Origin of the sequence: Kitasatospora sp. NPDC088264 (genome assembly GCF_040685715.1) — a bacterium.
Taxonomy (GTDB): Bacteria; Actinomycetota; Actinomycetes; order Streptomycetales; family Streptomycetaceae; genus Kitasatospora.
The window spans coordinates 360326-380183 of sequence record NZ_JBFBIR010000001.1 but is presented as its reverse complement, the minus strand read 5'-3'; the positions used below and the strand labels follow the sequence as shown (position 1 = coordinate 380183).

The window sequence follows — 19858 nt, the reverse complement described above, 5'->3', positions numbered from 1 at the left end:
GCGGCCCGCTCCCGCGCGGCCGGGGCCCGACGGCCGGCTCGTACGCACAGGCTCACGTCCGGCGGCCCCTGCTTTCCGACGCGGCGCATACACATTTCCGCCACATTCCCGCGGTGCTGCGCCGCCCTTTCGTGGCGCCGGATGTCCGAATTGCCTGACCGGGGCGGCTTCGTGTCGAATTCCTTGACATGACCACCTTCTCATTTTCGTCTGCCACAAGTAAAACTTCGCAAAGAATGGCTCTCCGCAGGGGGGTCGCTGACCTGCGCAATCAACATATTGTTGCAGCTCAGAGGCCTGATGATCACCCTTCGCCATACGGGTGTAACCGGTCGTGTCCGCGCCGACCGGCATTCCGCAGGAGTACGGTTCCGGAGGAATCGCCGGGCGTGCTCGCGAGTAAAGTCGAGCAGCCTTGCGGGACTATTCGCCATGCCGTGGAAAGACGTACCGGGAATTGGTGCGAAGTATGGGTCAGAAAAAGGGTGAGCCGGGGGCCTCGGAGGCCGCCCGCCCGATATCCCTCAAGTTAGCCGTCGAAGTCCTGCGCGGCGTCGCGCAGGTGGACTTCATGCCGTCCGCCGTCTGCGGCCTGTTCTTCGTGGCCGCACTCTTCGCGGCCGGCTGGCGCTACGGCGTCTACGGCCTGCTCGGCAGCGCCGTCGGCACTGCCGTCGCGTACGGCCTGCGGTTGGCGCGCGACGCCGTCGAGGCCGGGCTGCACGGTTACAACGGCTGCCTCGTGGCGCTGGGGTGCGCGGTGTTCCTCGGCCCCGACCACCCCGCCACCGTCGCGGCGGCCGTCCTCGGCGCCGTCGTCGCCGTGGTGGTCACCGCGGGCCTCGGCGCGGTGCTCGACACCTGGAAACTGCCCGCGCTCACCGCGCCGTTCTGCCTGGTCGCCACCGCGACGACGGCCGCGGCGCCCGGCTTCCGCCACCTGTGGCACGGCACCGGCGCCCCGACCGCCCTGGCCGGGCCGGCCGCCGGCCCGACCGGGCTGACCTGGGACCAGCTGTGGCACGGGTTCTTCGCCAACATCGGCCAGATCTTCTTCATGCCCCAGTGGTACGTCGGCCTGCTGTTCCTGGCAGGCATCTTCGCGGCCAGCCGCCCGGCCGGCCTGCTGGCCTGCGCGGGCAGTGCGACCGGGCTGCTCACCGCCTGGACGCTCGGCGCGCCCGCCGACGCCGTCGGCCAGGGGCTGCTCGGGTACAGCGGGGTGCTCGTCGCGATGGCGCTGTGCGGCGTGTTCGTCGCCCCCGGCGGGTGGAGCGCGGCCTACGCCGTCCTCGGCGCGGCCGCCGCCACCGTCCTGACCCCGGCGCTGGCCGCCGCCACCGTGCCGTTCGGCGGCCACGCCTTCACCTGGCCGTTCGTCCTGACCACCATGCTGTTCCTGGCGGCGGTGCCGGCCATTCCCCGGCTGCGCAGGGTCTGACCGGGTTTCGGTAGTCCGAATTCCCGCTCGTGACAGGCGTGTTCATTCGGAGTTCCTGCGGAGTTCCCTCGGAAAGGAAGAGTGATTCCCGTGAATCTCGCCCCGCGTGAGATGGACAAGCTGTACATCTACGTTGTGGCCGATCTGGCCCGCAAACGCCGCGACCGCGGTGTGAAACTGAACTACAGCGAGGCCTGCGCGCTGATCAGCGAGGCGATCATGGAGGGCGCCCGGGACGGGCGCACCGTCGCCGAGTGCATGGAGATCGGCAAGCAGGTCGTCAGCGGCGAGGACGTCATGCCCGGCGTCCGCGAGATGCTGCCGCTGCTCCAGGTCGAGGCCGCGTTCCTGGACGGCACCAAGCTGGTCTCCTGCCACGACCCGGTGGGTGCCTGAGCCATGACCGTACGTCAGGCGGAAGCGGCGACCGGTCCGACGCCGGCGCCGACCTCGGCCCCGCCGCCCGCCGCCACGGTGGTGCTGGCCGGCGGGCACGAGAGCGACGGCGGCCGGGACCTGGCCGCCCTGGTGGAGCGCGAGCCCGCCGTCCACGCCGCGGCCGCCGCCGGCCGGGCGCTCGGCGAGGCCGTCCGCTCGGCGCTGGCCGCCACCGACGGCCCGGTGTGTGTCGTCCCGATGACGCTGGGCCGCGACCCGAAGCTGGTGGCCGACACCGCCCGGGCGCTGCGCTGGCTGGCAGCAGGGGAGGGGCGCGGACGACTCGCCCTGACCGGGGCGTTCGGCGGCAAGGACCACCTCGTCGGCTGGCTGCGGGCCGCGGCCTCCGCCGCCCCCGGGTCCGACGGCGCCGTGCTGGTCACCGCCCCGGCGGCCGGCCCGTTCGAGGACGCGGACCTGTTCCGGATCGCCCGGCTGGTCCGCCAGTACGGCCACCACCGCTGGGTCGAGGTGGCCTTCGCGGGCGGCGACCCCGACCTCGCCGAGGGCGCCGAACGCTGCCGGCTGCTCGGCGCCCGCGAAGTGACGGCCGTACCGGCCTCGTTCGGACCGGCGCTGCGCACCGAACTGCCCGGGGTGCGGGACGGCGGGCCGCTGCTGCGGTCGTCCGCGATCGCCGGCGTCGTCGCGGCCCGCACCGCGGCGGCCCTGCACCTGCTCGGCCACGGCGAGGACGGCATCCTGGCCGGCCTCGACGCCGAGCACGGGCACGGCTACGCCCACAGCCACGGCCCCGGCGGGGACCACTCGCACGGCCACGGCCCCGGTGCCGCCGACGGACACACCCACGGCCACACACATCACTGAACCGACAGAGAGGAAGGGCCCGCCATGTCTGGTGGCGCCACGTACCTGTACGGCGACGACCCGGTGGAGATCAACGCCGGTCGCGCCCAGGTCACCATCACGGTCAGCAACACCGGCGACCGGGCGATCCAGGTCGGCTCGCACTACCACTTCTTCGAGGTCAACCGCGCCCTCGACTTCGACCGCAACGCCGCCTACGGCAAGCACCTGGACATCCCGGCCGGCACCGCCGTCCGCTTCGAGCCGGGCGACACCAAGGACGTCACGCTCGCCGAGTTCGGCGGCCACGGCCGCCTGATCGGCTTCAGCAACCTCGTCGACGGCGGCATCAGGTCGGCCGACACCCGCGCCCGGGCGATCGACCGGGCGATCGCCCTCGGGTTCAAGGGCACCAACCTCGACCACAAGGAAGGCGACCGCTGATGGCCACGCTGTCCCGCAAGCAGTACACCGATCTCTTCGGGCCCACGGTCGGTGACCGCTTCCACCTCGCCGACACCAACCTCGTCGTCGAGATCGAGAAGGACTTCAACCAGGGCCACTACGGCGACGAGGCCGTCTACGGCGGCGGCAAGGGCATCCGCGACGGCATGGCCCAGGACCCGGCCGCCACCTCCGCCCAGGGCGCGCTGGACCTGGTGATCACCAACGTCGTCGTGATGGACGCCGTCCTCGGCGTGGTCAAGGGCGACATCGGCGTCAAGGACGGCTTCATCACCGCCGTCGGCAAGGCCGGCAACCCGCACACCCAGAGCGGCGTGCACCCCCAGCTGGTCATCGGCCCCGGCACCGAGGTGATCTCCGGCGAGCACCTGATCGCCACCGCCGGCGGCATCGACACCCACATCCACTTCATCGCCCCGCAGCAGGTGCAGGAGGCGCTGAGCAACGGCATCACCACCCTCATCGGCGGCGGCACCGGCCCCTCCGACGGCACCAACGGCACCACCTGCACCCCCGGCCCGTGGAACATCCACCGGATGTACCAGGCGGTCGAGGACCTCCCGGTCAACGTCGGACTCCTCGGCAAGGGCAACGGCTCGCTGCCCGGCGCCCTGCGCGAGCAGGTCGAGGCCGGCGTCTGCGGCCTCAAGGTGCACGAGGACTGGGGCAGCACCCCCGCCGCCATCGACAGCGCGCTCGGCGTCGCCGACGAGTACGACGTCCAGGTGGCCATCCACACGGACACCCTCAACGAGGGCGGCTTCTTCGAGGACACCCTCTCCGCCATCGACGGCCGCACCATCCACACCTTCCACACCGAGGGCGCGGGCGGCGGCCACGCCCCCGACATCATGCGGATCGCCGGCGAGCCCAACGTCCTGCCGTCCTCCACCAACCCCACGCTGCCCTACACCGTCAACTCGGTCGACGAGCTGCTGGACATGGTGATGGTCTGCCACCACCTCAGCCACGACATCCCCGAGGACGTCTCCTTCGCCGACTCCCGGGTCCGCGCCGAGACGATCGCCGCCGAGACCGTCCTGCACGACGAGGGCGTCATCTCGATCTTCTCCTCGGACTCGCAGGCGATGGGCCGGATCGGGGAGTCCTTCACCCGCGCCTTCCAGACCGCCCACCACTGCAAGGACCAGCGCGGCAAGCTCGACGGCGACACCGAGCGCAACGACAACTTCCGCGTCCTGCGCTACCTCGCCAAGCTCACCATCAACCCGGCCATCGCCTCCGGCACCGCCGACCACATCGGCTCGCTGGAGAGCGGCAAGCTCGCCGACATCGTGCTCTGGCCGATCAACTCCTTCGGCGCCAAGCCCAAGATGGTCATCAAGGGCGGCGTCATCAACTGGGCGCTGATGGGCGACCCGAACGCCTCGCTGCCCACCCCGCAGCCGGTCTACTACCGCCCGATGTACGGCGCGCTCGGCCGGGCCAAGCAGGCCACCCGGGTCTCCTTCATGTCGCAGGCCGCCATCGACCTCGGCGTCCCGGCCCGACTCGGGCTGGACAGCCGGGTCCTGCCCGTGCGGCGCTGTCGCTCGGTCGGCAAGCAGCACATGGTCCGCAACGACGCGCTGCCGAAGATCGCCGTCGACCCGGAGACCTACAAGGTCACCCTGGACGGCGAGCCGGCCACCATCGAGCCCGCCCGCGAACTCCCGCTCAACCACCTGTTCTACCTCGCGTGAGCCGCTCTCCAGGGCCCGGTTCGTCGGGGCTCGGTACTTCGGGGCCCGGTTCGTCGGGGCTCGCCTCTCCCGGGCTCGGGGGAGGCCTGGACGCCCTGCTGGTCAGCCTCCAGCTGACCGACTCCGCCTTCCCCAGCGGCTTCTACACCCTCTCGCACGGCCTGGAGGGCTACGCACAGGCCAAGGCCGTCACCCCGGACACCATGCCCGACCTGCTCACCGACCTGCTGCGCCACTCGGTCGGCCCCGGCGACGCCACCGCGCTCGCCCTCGCCCACGGCGCCGCCCGGGCCGGCGACTGGGGCCTGCTGGTCGACGTGGACCAGCGGCTGCACGCCACCAAACTCAACCGCGAGCTGCGCCTGGCATCCACCCGGACCGGGCGTCAACTCCTCGACATCGCCCGGGAGTCGATCGGCGGCGAACCGCTGGACCGGTACGCCGAACTGGTCGCCGCCAAGCAGGCCCCCGGCTCCCAGCCGGTGGCCGCCGGAGTCGCCTACGCCTCCGCCGCCGTGCCCGTCGACCAGGCCGTCGCCAGCGACCTGTTCGCCTTCTGCACCAGCTTCGTCGGCGCCGCCCTGCGGTTGCGGCTGACCGACCACCGCAAGGCGCAGGTGGTGCTGCGGGCCGCCGCGCCGGTGATCGAGGAGACCGTACGGGCCGCCCTCGCCCGGGAGTTGGAAGACCTGGGCGGGTGCGTGCCGGTCGCGGACGCGATGTCCGGGCGGCACGAACGGGCCGAGGCCCGGCTGTTCGCCAGCTGAACCGCGTCCGGGAGGTGCGGGCGGGCGCCGGAGTGTCGCAGCTCCCGTTCCTCCCGGACGCAGAACCAACGTCACACCGCATCAGAAGGAGACAGCAATGACCGAGAACGTGCTCCGCGTGGGCATCGGCGGGCCGGTCGGCTCCGGCAAGACGGCGCTCATCGAGGCCCTCGTCCCGGTGCTGATCGCCAACGGCCACCGCCCGGCCGTCATCACCAACGACATCTACACCCAGGAGGACGCGCAGCACGTGCGTCGCACCCTGGCCGGCGTCCTCGACCCCGAGCGGGTCGTCGGCGTCGAGACCGGCGCCTGCCCGCACACCGCCGTCCGGGACGACCCGACGATGAACCTCGCGGCCGGCGCCGAGATGCTGGAGCGCTTCCCCGACGTCGACACCCTGCTGTTCGAGTCCGGTGGCGACAACCTCACGCTGACCTTCAGCCCCGTCCTGGTCGACCTCTTCCTCTTCGTCCTGGACACCGCCGAGGGCGAGAAGATGCCCCGCAAGCGCGGCCCGGGCATCACCGAGTCCGACCTGCTGGTCATCAACAAGATCGACATCGCCCAGTACGTCCGCGCGGACCTCGGCATCATGGAGTCCGACGCCCACCGCGTCCGCGAGGGCGGGCCGGTCGTGCTCACCAACTGCCTCACCGGGCACGGGCTGGACGAGATCGCCACCTTCCTGGAGACCTTCCGCAAGGTCCCGGCATGACCGTCACGGTGGCCGCGGGGGAAGCGGCTGCGGGGGAGGCCGCCGTGCCCCGGCTCGATCCGCGGCACTACGAGCCGGCCCGCGTCCCGTACGCCGTCCGCCGGTACGCCGGGACGCCCGACACCCTGGGTGTCGGGCGCCCCGGCAAGGTCGGCCTGCTGGAGCTGGCCTTCGAACGGATCGGCGAACGCACCGAACTCACCGGCCACTACCAGAAGTCGCCGCTGCAGATCATGCGCCCGCTCTACTTCGACCCGGCCCGCCCGGACCTCGCCGTCACCTTCCTGATGTCCACCGGCGGCGGCATCCTCCAGGCCGACCGGCTCCGCACCGACCTGCGCTGCGGCGCCGACACCGCGACCCACCTCACCACCCAGGCGGCCACCAAGGTCTACCGGATGGAGTTCGACTACGCGACGCAGCTGGTCAACCTGGACGCCGGCCCCCGCGCCTACGTCGAGTACCTGCCCGAGCCCGTCATCCCCTTCGTCGATTCCCGGCTCTACCAGCGCACCGTCCTCACCGTCGACCCCACCGCCACCGTGCTGGCCGGCGAGACCGTCCTCGCCGGCCGCCTCGCCCGGGGCGAGCGCAACGCCTACCAGGTGTTCGCCTCCGACCTCGAAGTGCGGCGCCCCGACGGCCAGTTGATCGCCCTCGACACCGTCCGGCTGGAGCCCCTGGAGGCCGGCGTGACCGGCCCGGCGGTCCTGGCCGGCCACGACGTCATGGCCAGCCTCTACGTCGTCACGCCGCTCGCCCCCGCCGCGCAGGTCGCCGACACCCTGCACGAGGCCCTGGCCGGCAGCGGCCTGCTCCACGGCGTCAGCGTCCTCCCGCACGACAGCGGCGCCTGGCTCCGCCTGCTCGGCTCCGACACCCGCGCCTGCGCCGCCGCCCAGCGCACCGCCTGGGACGCCGTCCGCCGGCTCCTCATCGGCGCCCCGGCTCCGGCCCTGCGCAAGACCTGACCCCGCTCCGCACCTCCCCGTACCTCCCCGCACCTCCCCGAAGCGCCCCGGCGCCTCGGGGAGGGGGCGCGAGGGGGCGAGGGGGCGAGGGGGCGAGGGCGGCCCCGGATGCAGCCGGACCGGCCTGGTCGCAGCATGGAACCGGAGGCTCTCATGCACCGACCCACGTTCGGACCTTCCCCACCCGACCCCGCATCCGGCGGCCCGGCATCCGGCGCGGCAGTCGATCCCGCCCCCGTCCCCGCCCCCGGTCCGGGGCCGGGACGCCAGAGCCGGGGCGGTCTGCGATCCGGCTCGGTCTTCCTCTCGTTCGTGCCGTGGATCGTGTTCGACGTCATCGCCGGGCCGAGCACCTGGAAACTGGCGGCCCTGACGGCGCTGGTCGCCGCGCTCGTCCTCGCCGTACCGGACGCGCGCCACCATGCGCTCAAGGTGCTCAGCATCGTCGGCGTGGCCTTCTTCGCCGTGCTCTGCGTGCTGGGCCTGGCGCTCGACCGGCACAGCCTGATCTGGCTGGAGACCTACGCGCAGGTGCTGTCCAGCGGCGTGCTCGCGGTGGTGGCCCTGGGGTCGCTGGCGTTCACACCGTTCACCGAGCAGTACGCCCGGGAGTCCACGCCGCCGGAGGTCTGGGGTACGCCGCGGTTCCAGCGCACCAACCGGTTGCTGACCGCGCTCTGGGGCGCGGTCTTCCTGATCACCGCGCTCCTGGGGCTGGCGGCCCTGCACGTCGGCTCGGCGAAGGACTGGCTGACCTGGGTCATCCCGGTGATCCTGCTGGTGCTGGCGTTCCGGATCACCCGTTGGTACCCCGAGCACGTGCGCGAACAGGCCCGGCGCGGTCGGTGAGCAGCACACCCGGGGGGCGTCCGGGCGCCGCGGCGGCGGGATTCACCCGGTCGGGTGGATCCGGTGGGACCGCTCCCGGACGGGCGAGGGCCGGCTGGATAGTGAGGAGGCAGTCGCATTCCTCGCTGTTCGCGTTCTCAACTCGCTTCAAGGGGAGGACACATGGTCGGTACGGCGCACCGGAGCACCGGTGTGGAGGGGGTGGAGGGCGGTGTCGGTCTGACGGCTCTCCTGGTCGCCGCGGCGCGCGCGATCGAGACCCACCGGCACGACACCCTGGCGCAGGACGTCTACGCGGAGCACTTCGTGCTCGCCGCGCCGGCGTCCGCGGGCTGGCCGGTCCGGATGCACCAGGTGCCGGACGGGGATGCGAACCCGCTGTGGGGGCGGTTCGCGCGTTACTTCGGCCTGCGGACGAGGGTCCTCGACGACTTCCTGCTCCGGTCGGTGCACGCGGGCGCCCGCCAAGTGGTCCTGCTCGGCGCCGGGTTGGACACGCGGGCGTTCCGGCTCGACTGGCCTCCCGGCTGCACGGTCTTCGAGGTCGACCGGGAGGGCGTACTGGCCTTCAAGCACGGGGTGCTCGGAGGGCTGTCGGCCTCCCCGAAGGCGGCGCGCGTACCGGTCGTCGCCGACCTGTGCGCCGACTGGGCCGGAGCGCTGACCGAGGCCGGCTTCGACGCGGCCGTACCGAGCGTCTGGCTGGCGGAGGGGTTGCTCTTCTACCTGCCCAACGGTGTCGAGACGCAACTCATCGACACGGTCGACCGGTTGAGTGCGGGCGGCAGTGCCATGGCGTACGAGGTCAAGCTGGAGAAGAGCCTGTTGGAGTACCGCGAGAGCCCGCTCTACACCTCGACGAAACACCAGATCGGCATCGACCTGCTCGATCTGTTCGACGGAGAGCCGCGGCCCGACTCCGCGGGCGCCCTGGCCGGCAAGGGCTGGATCACCTCGGTCCACACCCCCTTCGACTTCACCCACCAGCACGGTCGCGGCCCCCTGCCCGAGCCGAACGACGCACTGGAGGGCAACCGCTGGGTGTTCGCGCACAAGCCCCGGGTGTAGGTGCAGGAGGGCGGAGCGCCTCGCTCAGCGGGCGCTCCGCTCCGGGATCAGGACGGGTTTGACCACCCGGCCCGCGTCGCAGTCGCGTTCGGCCTCGTTGATGGCGGCGAGCGGGTACCGGCGGATCAGCTGGTCGAAGGGGAACCGCCCGGCCTGCCACAGCCGGGTCAGCCGGGGGATCAGCAGCGCCGGCACCGCGTCCCCCTCGCAGATGTGCGAGATCCGCCGGCCCCGGTCCAGTGTCCCCGGATCGAGCGACAGCGCGGTGCGGAGCCGGGCCACCAGCCCGAGGTGGCCGGTCGGGCGCAGGGCCCGGAGCGCCTCGTTGATCAGCGGGCCGGAGGCCGTGGTGTCCAGCGCGTACTGGGCGCCACCGTCGGTCAGCCGCTGGATCCGCTCGGCCAGGCCGGGCCGGGGGACAAGGCCGGGCCGGGAGGCCAGGTCGGGCCCGGAGGCGTGGTCGGCCGGTCCGGCGCGCAGCGGGATCGCGCCGAACCGCTCGGCGAGGTTCAGCCGTTCGGTGTAGCGGTCGACGGCCACGGCCACCGCCCCGGCGGCCGTGGCCGCCATCACCGCGGCGAGGCCAACCGCCCCCGCGCCGAGGACCAGGACGGTGTCGCCGGGGCCGGCGCCGAAGGAGTTGAACACCGCCCCGGCACCGGTCAGGAAGCCGCAGCCGAGGGGCCCGAGCAGGTCGACGGGCAGCGAGCGGTCGACCCGGACGGCGTTGCGCGCCGGAACCATCGCGTACTCGCCGAACGAGGACTGGCCGAACCACCGGGGGGCCAGCTCGCCCCCGGCCGCGTCGGTGAACCGCGCCGCCTCCTCCTCGCGCCCGCCGAAGAGGTTGAGCGCGGCGAAGGAGTCGCAGTAGGCGGGGGCCGCACCCAGGCAGTTCCGGCAGTGTCCGCACGAGTCGAAGCTCAGCACGACGTGGTCGCCGACGCTCAGCCCGGTGCCCGGGCCGCCGGTCTCCACCACGACCCCGGCCCCCTCGTGCCCGAGCACCGCAGGCAACGGCGAGCGGCCCGCCGAACGCCGGACCGCGAGGTCGGTGCGGCACATCCCGCAACCCGCGATCCGCACCAGCACCTCGCCGTCGGCCGGCCCCCCGTTCAGGACCACCTCCTCGACGACGAACCCGCCCTCGTACGAGCGCAGTACCGCCGCGTCGAACCTCATCGTCACGCCTCCTCCGGATCGTCAAGCCTCCTCAGGCCGGTGCACGACGAACGGCCTGAGGTTCCCGTAGAGCCCCCACGGCCCGCCCGCGACGCCGACACCGCTGTCCTTGATGCCCGCGAAGGGCTGGGCGAGGGACAGCTCGGCGTGGTGGTTGATCCACGCCGTCCCGCACTCCAGCCGGTCGGCCACCACCTCGGCCCGGTCGAGGTCCGTCCCCCACACCGAGCCGCCCAGCCCGAATCCGGTGTCGTTGGCCGCCTCGACGGCCTCGTCGACGCTCCGGTACGGCAGCACCGGCAGGACCGGGCCGAACTGCTCCTCCGTCACCACCGGACTGTCGGAGGGGACGTCGGCCAGCACCGTCGGGGCGAAGAAGTAGCCCGGCCGGTCCAGCCGGTGGCCACCGGCCGCGGCCCGGGCGCCGTCCGCCAGGGCCCGGGCCGTGTAGCGCTCGACCCTGGCCAGCTGGGGGGCGTTGTTGACCGGCCCCAGCTGGGTGCCCGGGTCGAGTCCGGCGCCGACGACGACGCTCTTCGCCCGCTCCGCGAGGGCCTCGACCACGTGGGAGTGGAGCCGGGCCGGGGCGTAGACGCGCTTGACCGCCATGCAGACCTGCCCGCAGTTGCGGAACGCCGCCCAGAACAGCCGGTCCGCGATCCGGTCCACGTCCACGTCGTCCAGCAGGACGGCGGCGTCGTTGCCGCCCAGCTCCAGGGTGACCCGGGCGAGCGAGACGGCCGCGCCCGCCGCGACGGCCCGTCCGGTGGGGACCGAGCCGGTGAAGGTCACGTGGCGGATCCCCGGGTGGGAGGCGAGCCGGGCGCCGAGGGGTTCGCGGCCGGTGACGATCGTCAGGACGCCCTCGGGGAGGGCGGTGGCGAGGACGGACCCCAGCAGCCGGGTGGCGAGGGGGGTGAACGGGGAGGGCTTGAGCACCATCGTGTTGCCCGCGGCGAGCGCGGGCGCGAACTTCGCCGCCGCGAGCTGGAGCGGGAAGTTCCACGGGACGATCGCGGCGACCGGCCCCAGCGGCCGCCAGTGGATCTCGCTGCGCACCGGACGGCCGTCCGCGATCGGCTGTGGCCCGGGGGCCAGGTCGGCGAAGTAGCGCAGGCGGGCCGCCGTCCGGGCGACCTCGGCGGCCGACTCGGCCAGGGGTTTGCCCTGTTCCCGGGTGAGCAGCGGGGCGAGGTCGGCTCCGGCCGCCTCCACGGCGTCGGCTGCCGCGCGCAACGCGGCGGCGCGGGCGGCGGGGTCGGCCCGCCAGCTGCGCCAGGCCTCGTGGGCCCGGCCGACGACGGCGTCCAGCGCGTCCGGCTGCTGGTCGGGGGCCTCGGCGAAGGCCTTGCCCGTCGCCGGGTCGACGACGGCGAAGCGACCGCCGTCGGGCCCGGGCGGGCGGCCGGGCCGGCTCGCCGGCCTGCCGGGGGTCAACTCGCGGCGGTGACGACGGCCGCGTGGTCCCGGGCGTGCCGGTCCATCTCCGCCCGGAAGTCGGCCACCAGCTGCGGCCGGATCCTTCCGGCGGTGCGGTCGCCGCCCTCGCAGACGGCCCCGCGCACTCCCACGATGTCCGTGCCGATACGGGTCAGCGTGCCGAGGTCCGCCGCCTTGACGCTGCCCGCGAGCGCGGCGAGCAGATCGGCTTCGTGGGCCAGCCGGACGAACTCCGCGCAGACCTCGGGCGGAACGTGGTCGAACAGCCTGGTCCCGTCCTTGATCGCGGTGTCGAGCATGGCCGCGTCGGAGCCGGAGCGACGGGCGATGTCGGGCAACGCGAGCGGGTTGACGCAGCCGATCCGGTGGGCGTCGGCGTAGCCCGAGGCGACGACGAACGCGTCCGGCCGGTAGTCCTTCACGGCCCGGACGACCCCTCGCATGACGTCGACGGCCTGTTCGGGCGTCGTGCACCCGTAGAGGCCGACCTTGATGTACGTGGCGCCGGAGACGGCCGCACCGAGCGCGGCCTGGGCCACCGTGCCGGGCTTGTACGGGACGTCCCCCACGGTGGCGGACAACGGCTTGTCCGCCGGGACGGCGTCACGGATCTCCCTGATCACCCACGGGAAGTTCGCGCCGAGCGAGCCCTCGTCCGGCTTCTTGACGTCGACGATGTCGAGGTGCTCCGCCGCCTTCGCGCAGTCGAGGGCCTCCTCGACGCCGTCCGGGGAGATGAGCAGCAACAACGTGGGCTCCTTCCACCGCAGGTCCACCGGCCGGGGGCAGGTGTGCGGAGTCGTCTGGATCACGTGCGGTCCGCTCATCATTCCTTCGGCCCGTGGCCCCCGGTAGGGCGCGCGGAACCCGAACGGGTCACTGTCGTGGCGCGATCACCCCCCGACGCGCCGGACACGCCAGTTCGAACCCGTCGCACACGGGCGCGGTCGGGTCGCCGGGGTCGGGATTCCTGCTCCTGGCCGCCCGGGACGGCCGTTCAGGCCCACCGCTCCACGAAGCGGCGCTGCCAGGGCGTCTCCACCGCGTGCCGGTCGTAGTGCTCCCGGACGTACGCGACGGCCTCGGCGGCCGGGACGCCGTCCAGGATCGCGACGCAGGCGAGGGCGGTGCCGGTGCGGCCGTGGCCGCCGGCGCAGGCGAGTTCGACGCGTTCGGTCGCCGACCGCCGCCAGACCTCGCGGAAGGCGTCGGCCGCGTCCGCCCGGTCGGCGGGGAGCCGGAAGTCGGGCCAGTGCACCCAACGGCCCTCCCACGGGAACGGCTTGGGCGGGCGGCCCAGTAGGTAGAGCCCGAAGGAGGGGTGCGGGCCGGGCGGCAGCGGGCGGCTGAGGCCGCGCCCGCGCAGCAGCCGCCCGGAGGGCAGGCGCAGCACGCCGGGGGCGGCCGGGTCCCAGGGCGCGGTCGGCCCGGTCGGCCCGGTGGTCTCGGTGGTCTCGGTCATCTCGCGGTTCTCCTCAGGACGCCACGTGCAGGGCCGGGGTGCCCGGCATCCCGGCCCGGTGGGCCAGGGCCGCCGCCTCGCCGCGCGAGGAGACGCCGAGCTTGGCCAGGATGTTGGCGACGTGGAACTTCACCGTCGACTCGCTGATGTGCAGCGCCGCGGCGATGTCCCGGTTTCGCCGGCCCTGGGCCAGTTGGTCGAGCACTTCCAGCTCGCGCGGCTGGAGGCCGTCCAACGGGTCGGTGGCGCGCGGTTGTTCGGGCAGGCCGAGCGGCAGGTCGACGCTCACCGTGGTGCCCCAGCCGGGGACGGCCTCGATGGCGCAGCGCCCGCCGAGGGCGGCGATCCGGTCGGCGGTGCGGTGGACGGCCAGCGCGTCGGTGGCCAGCAGGCCGGGGCCGTCGTCCCGGACCACCGCCCGCAGCGTGTCACCGGTGAACCGCCAGCTCACGTGCAGCCTGGTCACGGCGTCCTGCTCCAGCATCACGAGGACGGCCGCCCGGACGGCGTCCCGGGCGGCGTGCGCGGTGTCCGCCGGCACGGACCGGCCTGCCTCCGCCGGCGGCGCGACGTCCAGCCGCACCCGGGTGTGCCGCAGCAGCGGGCGCAACTGCTGGTCGAGCCGGGCGAACGCGGCGTCGGCGGGCTCCTCGCTGAGCGCCCGGTCCAGGTCGGCGCCCCGGCGAAGGTCGAGCAGCGCCGTCACGGCCAGTTCGGTGGCGGCGCGGCGCGCGGTGGCGTCGTCCAGCGCGGCGGAGCGCAGCGGCGCGAGGATCGCGGTGAGCGCCGCGCCGTGGGAGCCGGTGAACTCGGCGATCGCCCGGGCCCGGGCGTTGGCGGAGGCCCGGGAGGCCACCGCGTGGGTGGGGCCGGCGTCGGTGGCGCGGTGGTGCGAGTGGGTGGTGACCAAGTCCCACAGTTGCTGGAGGACGGCGAGCGCCCCGGCCGCCACCGGGTCGGCGCCGCCGTCCCGGACCAGCACCAGCACCGCGGTGGTGGCGTCCGACGCCGACGCCGTGACCACCACGACGGACCTCGCCCGCCCGGCCAGCTGCGCCTCGCCCTGCCAGGCCCGGCCGTCGGCCGTCGCCGAGGTGGTCGTCTCGGCCAGCTTGGCGAGCTCCAGGCCGCTGACGGCGGCGGTCAGCTCGGGTGGGCCGAAGGCGAGCGTGGGGGAATAGGTGCAGATGCCGCTGAGCTGGGCGATCGCCACGTGCGGGACGAGGGTGGCGACCACCTCGGAGAGCCGGTCCATCAGGTGCGGCCGGGGGGTGCGCAGCACCTCGACGGCCCGCGCCAGCGCCTCCTCGGGGCGGCCCCAGTGCTGCCGCCACCGCTCGTCCGCGCCGTCCCCATCCCCGTTCCCGTGGTCCAGGTCCCTGCCGTCCACGTCCTCGCCCGTCTCGTTGCGCACGTCCTTGTCAACGCCGATGCCGTCGCCCATGCCGGCCAGCCTAGCCCGGGGGCCGGGGCGGGGGCCTGGCCGTTCGGACAGGTGGAACCATCCGAAAGGCGGGCCTGGCGACCACCCCGGACGATCCAGGATGGAGCCGTCGGAAGAAACAACTCACCGAACCCGCAAGGACATTCCATGACCAAGGCGATCGCCTTCTCCGAGTACGGCGGCGTGGACGTGCTGCGCCCGACCGACGTCGAGCTGCCCGCCCCGGGCCCCGGCCAGGTGCGGGTCGCGGTCCGCACGGTGGGCGTCAACCCGCTGGACCACAAGGTGCGCAGCGGCTCGATGGTGGCGGCCTTCCCGGTCTCCTTCCCGCACGTCGGCGGCTACGAGCTGGCCGGTGCGGTGGAGGCCGTCGGCCCGGACGTGACCGCGTGGGCGCCCGGCGACGAGGTGTTCGGCGCCGTCATGGGCGGCGCGTACGCCGAACAGGCGCTCGTGGACGCCGACCTGCTGGCCCGCAAGCCCGCCGCGCTGAGCTGGGAGGAGGCCGCGGCGATCCCGGTGGCGGCCGAGACCGCCGAGCGGGTGCTCGGCGTCCTGGGCGTGCGGGCCGGCGAGACGCTGCTGGTGCACGGCGCGGCCGGCGGGGTCGGCACCCTGCTGCTGCAACTGGCCCGGGCACGCGGGATCACCGTGGTCGGCACCGCCGGCGAGGCCAACCACGGCTACCTGCGCGAGCTGGGCGCGATCCCGGTGGCCTACGGCGACGGCCTGGCGGACCGGGTGCGGGCCGCCGTCCCGGGCGGGGTGGACCGGGCGCTGGACGCGGCGGGCAAGGGCGGGGTGCTGCCGCTCTCCATCGAGCTGACCGGCTCCGCGGACCGGGTGGTGACGATCGTCGACTTCGCCGGCTCCGCCGAGTACGGCGTCCGCTTCAGCGGCGGGGCGGAGGGCGTCGAGTCCTACCACCAGCGCGCCTACGCCGCCGTGCTGGCGCTGCACGAGGCGGGCACCCTGCGGCTGCCGCTGCACCAGGTGCTGCCGTTGGCGGAGGCGGCCGAGGCGCACCGTCTCAGCGAGCACGGGCACCTGCGCGGCAAGATCGTGCTCACGGTCTGAGCCATGGGTGCCGGGGTCGTCGACGACCGGCAGTTGGCCCGGTGCACTGGTCAACTGGTCGATGCACCGGGCGTTCTGACGTGGAATCGGTAGAGTCCGGTGGCATGGTGACTGAGAACGCATCAGGGGTGTCGGCGGGCCGCCTGGCCGGGCGGTCCTGCGTGGTGACGGGCGCGGCCAACGGCATCGGCCGGGCCGTCGCCGAACGCTTCGTGCGCGAGGGCGCGTCGGTGGTCGGCACCGACATCGACGTCGAGGGCCTGCGCCGGCTGGCCGACCGGTTCCCGCACGCCGTCAGCACGGTGGTCGGCGACGTGGCCAGCGACGAGGACGCCCGCCGGATGGTCGACGCCGCCGTCGAACGGCACGGCCGCCTCGACGTCCTGGTGGCCAACGCCGGGGTGATCCCGCTCATGGAGGTCACCGAGGCCACCGCCGAGGAGTGGGACCAGGTCATGGCCGTCGACGGCCGCGGCATGTTCCTCACCTGCAAGTACGGCATCCAGGCGATGGCCGCCCAGGAACGGCCGGGTGGGGCGATCGTCTGCGTCTCCTCCATCTCCGGCGAGGCCGGCCAGCGCGGCCAGGCGGTCTACGGGCCCGCCAAGTTCGTCGCCTCCGGCCTCACCCGGCACCTCGCCGTCGAATGGGCCGACCGCGGCATCCGGATCAACGCCGTCGCCCCCGGCACCATCGCCACCGACCGCGTCGCCCGCCTGTACGACGAACCCGGCGGGACGGAGTACCTCGCCGCGATCGAGAAGCGCCACCCGATGGGCCGCCTCGGGGCCCCGGCGGAGGTCGCGGCGGCCGTCCTGTTCCTCGCCTCCGACGACGCCTCCTTCATCACCGGCGCGGTGCTGCCCGTCGACGGCGGCTACCTCGCGCAGTAGCCGTCAGCCCCCGGTGTTCGCGACAGGGGAGCCAGGGGAGAGAGCCGGGCGAGCCGGGGGAGCCGGGGGAGCTAGGGAAGCCGGGGGAGCCGCTCGACGATGACCATCGCCGCGTCGTCGTCCAGCCGGCCGCCGACGTGGGCGAGCAGGTCGCGGCGCAGGTGGTGGAGCAGGGCGGTCGGGCGTTCGTCCTGCCAGGCGGTGACGCGGTCGGTGAGCGGGTAGAAGCGCCGGTCGGCGTCTCGGGCCTCGATCACGCCGTCGGTGTAGATCAGCAGCCGGTCGCCGGGGTGGAACGGGAAGGTCTCCACCTCGTACCGGACCGGGGCGAGCTCGCCCAGGCCCAGCGGCGGCGCCGGGTGGCGGGCGGCCAGCGTGGTGATGCCGTCGGGGCGCAGCAGCAGCGGGGGCGGGTGGCCGCAGTCGATCAGCCGGACCGCCGTGCCGTCGTCGGGGATGTCGAGCAGGACGGCGGTGATGAAGGACTCGCCGCTGTCCTCCGGCGGGGCCGCCTCGTCCGGGTCCTCGCCGCTCAGGTGGCGCCGGCGGGCCTGTTCGCCGAGCTGGGCGAGGTCCCAGCAGACGCTGCCGTCCAGGTAGGCGGCGAGCCCGGGCAGGTCGGCGTGCAGGTGGGCGGCGGCGCGGAAGGCGCCGAGCAGCAGGGCCGCGTCGCCGAGCGAGGACAGGCCCTTGCCGCGGACGTCGCCGACCAGCAGCCGGGTGCCGGTGGCGGTGCGGGCGGCCGCGTACAGGTCGCCGCCGACCTGTGCCTCGGCCTCGGCGGCGAGGTAGACGGAGGCCAGGTGCAGCGGCCCGATCCGGTCCGGCAGCGGGCGCAGCAGGACCCGCTGGGCGGCCTCGGACACCGAGCGGACCTGGGCCAGCTCGCGTTCGTACCGTTCGCGCAGCGCCCGCAGTCCGATGATCAGGGCGGAGACGACGACCTGCGCGCCCAGCTGGGTCTCGATGTTGGCGCTGGTGAGGCCGTCCCGGGTGATGCCGATGACGGTGAGCGCGGCGAGGGCCAGCAGGGCGACGCCGGCGGTGGCCCGGGCGCCGGCGTAGGAGGCGGTGAGCGCGGGGGCGACGATCAGCAGCGGGCCGAGGTGGATCTGCGCGGGGGAGAGGATGTCGACGACGGTGATCACGACGATCAGCGCGAGCGACAGCGCCGTCAGCGCGCGGCGGTCGGGCCGCCGGGGGCGGCGGCGGTCGCGGGGCTGCGGGTCACGGGGACGCTGCCGGAGTGGCACCTTTCCTCTGTACACCGTCGGGGCGGTGGGGCGCACCCCGGGCGCTCCTCGGGTACACCCCGGAGGCCCCCGGGCGCACCCCGTACAGGGGGTCTCAGCCCTCTTCGCCGTAGCGGGCCAGGTAGGCGGCGAAGCGGGCGACGTCCTCGTCGGACCAGTCGGTGAAGCGGGCGGTGAAGGCCAGCCGGCGCTGCTCGTTGGCGTCCTGCAGCAGGGCGAGCCCGGCCTCGGTGGCGCGCAGGATCTGGCCGCGCTGGTCGTCCGGGTCGGCCTCGCGCCGCAGCAGGCCGAGCTTCTCCAGGGCGGTGACCTGGCGGCTGACGGTCGACTTGTCGAGCATGAAGTGGGCGGCCACGTCGGCGGCCCGACAGCCGCCGCGCTCGGTGATCAGGTCGAGGATGCTGTAGGTGACCAGGGAGAGGTCGGGGTGCAGCTGGGAGGCCTTGTGCCGGGCGCGCCGGGCGAAGGCGGTCAGCTCGCGCTGGATGGCGTCGATGGACGACTGGCGGCCGGGCACGGGCGTTCCTACCTCCTCGATATTTGTTGCACTATACAACGGATTCCCCCGGATTCGCGCGCCGCTCCGGGCCTCCCTGTCCCTGAGTGGCCTGCCAGGCGCGGGCGGCGGCAATCCGGCGGGTCGCACTCGGGTGAGTGGCGAACAGTAGCTCAAGCGCCCTCGGCGGGTCGACATCGGAGACGTTCGCCACGGCCAGTCTGCGTTGCATCGCGACGAACTGCTCGGCGTCCGACGTCAGTTCGAGCGCATGCCGGTCCGCCCTGGCCTCGATCCGGCGGCTCACCGCGCACTGGGCCGGCCCCGACAGCGCCCCCAGCAGCGCCGCGCACGCCGCCAGCAGCGGCAGCGCCCGCGGATCGGCCGCATCCGCCGCCCCCGCCGCCGACAGCAGAGGTCGCCAGGAGCCCAGCACCCCCAGCACGGCCACCGCCGCGGCCGCGCCCACCGCGCCCAGCAAGGTGCCGAACGGCACGTCCCGGTGCTTCACGTGGCCCAGCTCGTGCGCCACCACCAGTTCCACCTCGCGCGGCGTGGCCGTCGACAGCAGCGTGTCGTACGCGACGATCCGGCGGGTCGCGCCCAGCCCCGACACGTACGCGTTGAGCGCGGTGGTCCGCCGCGAGGCGTCCGCCACCAGGACGTCCCGCACCCGTACGCCGTCCCGCTCGGCCAGCGCCAGCAGGGCGCTGCGCAGCGGGCCCGGCGGCATCGGGGTGAAGCGGTTGAACACCGGCTCGATCAGCAGCGGGTGCAGGAAGGACAGCGCCGCCGTCAGCACCGCCGCCGCGCCCGCCGCCGGCAGCCACCAGTGCCGCGGCGACCAGGCGGTCAGCGCGAACAGCCCGAGCGCGAGCGGAAGGACCAGCACGAGGGCCAGCCCCAGGCCGCGCAGCGCGTCCACCGCCCAGCCGGCCCAGCCCTGCGTCACCAGCCCGTACCGGGCCCGGACCACCCGCAGCCGGGCGCCGAACGGCAGCTGCAACGCCTGGCCGAGCACCACCAGGGCCGCCGCGCCCGCCAGCACCCCGGCCGTCCGGGAGCCGCCGAACCAGCCGCCGACGGCCGAGACCAGGCCGGCCCCGGCCGGGGTCAGGCCGAGCAGCAGGGTGAGCGCCAGGCCCGCCAGCCGACCGCCCAGTGCCCAGGGAAGCTGGGCGCGGCGCAGCGCGCGGCCACGGGCGCGCTCGGCGGGGGTGAAGTCGGCTGGTGGGCGGCCGGTGGGGGCGGGGCCGGCGGAGGCGGTGGTATCGGTGTCGTCCATGGGGTGGGTGCGGCTCCGGGCTCTGGCGGACGGGGGCGGTTCAGCATCTCCTACCGCGCCGGGGCGGCGCTCAGTCCTCGGCGCCCGGTGCTCCAGTCT

20 protein-coding genes are annotated in these 19858 nt (G+C 74.2%); 12 read left to right on the top strand and 8 right to left on the bottom strand.

The features are described 5' to 3' along the window. The first annotated feature begins 469 nt into the window (after positions 1-469). From AB0O82_RS01600 to AB0O82_RS01555, 10 genes are all read left to right on the top strand, one after another. Positions 470-1441, top strand: a complete 972-nt coding sequence (locus AB0O82_RS01600; RefSeq protein ID WP_363579595.1) for an urea transporter — start codon at positions 470-472, stop codon at positions 1439-1441. A 90-nt stretch (positions 1442-1531) separates the two neighbouring features. Beyond that, complete coding sequence (locus tag AB0O82_RS01595) at positions 1532-1837, top strand: urease subunit gamma (protein WP_063349823.1); 306 nt, start codon at positions 1532-1534, stop codon at positions 1835-1837. Positions 1838-1840: 3 nt separating this feature from the next. After that, positions 1841-2707 (top strand): cobalamin biosynthesis protein CbiX, encoded by an 867-nt coding sequence (locus tag AB0O82_RS01590; RefSeq protein WP_363579594.1) that lies wholly within the window; start codon positions 1841-1843, stop codon positions 2705-2707. A gap of 24 nt (positions 2708-2731) precedes the next feature. Next, on the top strand, positions 2732-3130 hold the full coding sequence (locus tag AB0O82_RS01585) for an urease subunit beta (protein WP_350887002.1): 399 nt from the start codon (positions 2732-2734) through the stop codon (positions 3128-3130). Continuing rightward, entirely contained in the window at positions 3130-4854 is a 1725-nt protein-coding gene (gene ureC, locus AB0O82_RS01580; protein ID WP_350886999.1) for an urease subunit alpha, read from the top strand. The genes AB0O82_RS01585 and ureC overlap by 1 nt, the downstream gene beginning before the upstream one ends. A gap of 86 nt (positions 4855-4940) precedes the next feature. Continuing rightward, a complete protein-coding gene (locus tag AB0O82_RS01575) occupies positions 4941-5621 on the top strand; it encodes an urease accessory UreF family protein (RefSeq protein ID WP_363579673.1) in 681 nt (226 codons plus the stop codon). A 97-nt stretch (positions 5622-5718) separates the two neighbouring features. After that, on the top strand, positions 5719-6339 hold the full coding sequence (gene ureG / locus AB0O82_RS01570) for an urease accessory protein UreG (protein WP_063349828.1): 621 nt from the start codon (positions 5719-5721) through the stop codon (positions 6337-6339). Further along, entirely contained in the window at positions 6336-7310 is a 975-nt protein-coding gene (locus AB0O82_RS01565; RefSeq protein WP_363579593.1) for an urease accessory protein UreD, read from the top strand. The genes ureG and AB0O82_RS01565 overlap by 4 nt, the downstream gene beginning before the upstream one ends. A gap of 312 nt (positions 7311-7622) precedes the next feature. Then, positions 7623-8159: a hypothetical protein gene (locus AB0O82_RS01560; protein WP_363579592.1), complete on the top strand. Its 537-nt coding sequence runs from the start codon at positions 7623-7625 to the stop codon at positions 8157-8159. 162 nt (positions 8160-8321) lie between these two features. Beyond that, positions 8322-9227, top strand: a complete 906-nt coding sequence (locus AB0O82_RS01555) for a class I SAM-dependent methyltransferase (protein ID WP_363579591.1) — start codon at positions 8322-8324, stop codon at positions 9225-9227. Positions 9228-9251: 24 nt separating this feature from the next. Here AB0O82_RS01555 and AB0O82_RS01550 read toward each other — a convergent pair whose 3' ends face one another. From AB0O82_RS01550 to AB0O82_RS01530, 5 genes are all read right to left on the bottom strand, one after another. Beyond that, entirely contained in the window at positions 9252-10409 is a 1158-nt protein-coding gene (locus AB0O82_RS01550; RefSeq protein ID WP_363579590.1) for an NAD(P)-dependent alcohol dehydrogenase, read from the bottom strand. 21 nt (positions 10410-10430) lie between these two features. After that, positions 10431-11846 carry an aldehyde dehydrogenase family protein gene (locus tag AB0O82_RS01545; protein WP_363579589.1) on the bottom strand — a complete coding sequence of 472 codons (1416 nt, stop codon included), beginning with the start codon at positions 11844-11846 and terminating at the stop codon, positions 10431-10433. Then, the gene (locus AB0O82_RS01540) at positions 11843-12598 is read right to left on the bottom strand and encodes a (5-formylfuran-3-yl)methyl phosphate synthase (RefSeq protein ID WP_363579672.1); all 756 of its coding nucleotides are present in this window, start codon (positions 12596-12598) and stop codon (positions 11843-11845) included. Before AB0O82_RS01540 ends, AB0O82_RS01545 begins: the two co-directional genes overlap by 4 nt. Positions 12599-12846: 248 nt before the next feature. Continuing rightward, positions 12847-13311, bottom strand: coding sequence for a protein-tyrosine phosphatase family protein (locus tag AB0O82_RS01535; RefSeq protein WP_363579588.1), 465 nt, complete (start codon positions 13309-13311; stop codon positions 12847-12849). 13 nt (positions 13312-13324) lie between these two features. Beyond that, on the bottom strand, positions 13325-14755 hold the full coding sequence (locus AB0O82_RS01530) for a LuxR C-terminal-related transcriptional regulator (protein WP_363579587.1): 1431 nt from the start codon (positions 14753-14755) through the stop codon (positions 13325-13327). Positions 14756-14902: 147 nt separating this feature from the next. Between AB0O82_RS01530 and AB0O82_RS01525 the strand changes: the two genes are divergently transcribed. Together AB0O82_RS01525 and AB0O82_RS01520 are read left to right on the top strand one after the other, a co-directional pair. Then, on the top strand, positions 14903-15832 hold the full coding sequence (locus AB0O82_RS01525) for an NADP-dependent oxidoreductase (RefSeq protein ID WP_363579586.1): 930 nt from the start codon (positions 14903-14905) through the stop codon (positions 15830-15832). Between the two features lie 104 nt (positions 15833-15936). Then, the gene (locus tag AB0O82_RS01520; protein WP_363579585.1) at positions 15937-16725 is read left to right on the top strand and encodes an SDR family NAD(P)-dependent oxidoreductase; all 789 of its coding nucleotides are present in this window, start codon (positions 15937-15939) and stop codon (positions 16723-16725) included. A gap of 71 nt (positions 16726-16796) precedes the next feature. Here the strand turns inward: AB0O82_RS01520 and AB0O82_RS01515 are convergent, their stop codons facing one another. The 3 genes from AB0O82_RS01515 to AB0O82_RS01505 form a co-directional block, all read right to left on the bottom strand. Continuing rightward, on the bottom strand, positions 16797-17978 hold the full coding sequence (locus AB0O82_RS01515; protein WP_363579584.1) for a PP2C family protein-serine/threonine phosphatase: 1182 nt from the start codon (positions 17976-17978) through the stop codon (positions 16797-16799). Positions 17979-18072: 94 nt separating this feature from the next. Next, positions 18073-18495, bottom strand: a complete 423-nt coding sequence (locus AB0O82_RS01510) for a MarR family transcriptional regulator (protein WP_063349838.1) — start codon at positions 18493-18495, stop codon at positions 18073-18075. A gap of 31 nt (positions 18496-18526) precedes the next feature. Next, complete coding sequence (locus AB0O82_RS01505) at positions 18527-19759, bottom strand: M48 family metalloprotease (protein WP_363579583.1); 1233 nt, start codon at positions 19757-19759, stop codon at positions 18527-18529. Between the last annotated feature and the right edge of the window lie 99 nt (positions 19760-19858).

Excerpts from the sequence above, each read along its gene's own strand:
- AB0O82_RS01530 (WP_363579587.1), bottom strand. The coding sequence starts at position 14,755 with ATGGGCGACGGCATCGGCGTTGACAAGGACGTGCGCAACGAGACGGGC.
- AB0O82_RS01535 (WP_363579588.1), bottom strand. The coding sequence starts at position 13,311 with ATGACCGAGACCACCGAGACCACCGGGCCGACCGGGCCGACCGCGCCC.
- AB0O82_RS01550 (WP_363579590.1), bottom strand. The coding sequence starts at position 10,409 with ATGAGGTTCGACGCGGCGGTACTGCGCTCGTACGAGGGCGGGTTCGTC.
- AB0O82_RS01555 (WP_363579591.1), top strand. The coding sequence starts at position 8,322 with ATGGTCGGTACGGCGCACCGGAGCACCGGTGTGGAGGGGGTGGAGGGC.
- ureC (WP_350886999.1), top strand. The coding sequence starts at position 3,130 with ATGGCCACGCTGTCCCGCAAGCAGTACACCGATCTCTTCGGGCCCACG.
- AB0O82_RS01505 (WP_363579583.1), bottom strand. The coding sequence starts at position 19,759 with ATGGACGACACCGATACCACCGCCTCCGCCGGCCCCGCCCCCACCGGC.
- AB0O82_RS01525 (WP_363579586.1), top strand. The coding sequence starts at position 14,903 with ATGACCAAGGCGATCGCCTTCTCCGAGTACGGCGGCGTGGACGTGCTG.
- AB0O82_RS01585 (WP_350887002.1), top strand. The coding sequence starts at position 2,732 with ATGTCTGGTGGCGCCACGTACCTGTACGGCGACGACCCGGTGGAGATC.
- ureG (WP_063349828.1), top strand. The coding sequence starts at position 5,719 with ATGACCGAGAACGTGCTCCGCGTGGGCATCGGCGGGCCGGTCGGCTCC.
- AB0O82_RS01590 (WP_363579594.1), top strand. The coding sequence starts at position 1,841 with ATGACCGTACGTCAGGCGGAAGCGGCGACCGGTCCGACGCCGGCGCCG.
- AB0O82_RS01600 (WP_363579595.1), top strand. The coding sequence starts at position 470 with ATGGGTCAGAAAAAGGGTGAGCCGGGGGCCTCGGAGGCCGCCCGCCCG.
- AB0O82_RS01565 (WP_363579593.1), top strand. The coding sequence starts at position 6,336 with ATGACCGTCACGGTGGCCGCGGGGGAAGCGGCTGCGGGGGAGGCCGCC.
- AB0O82_RS01520 (WP_363579585.1), top strand. The coding sequence starts at position 15,937 with ATGGTGACTGAGAACGCATCAGGGGTGTCGGCGGGCCGCCTGGCCGGG.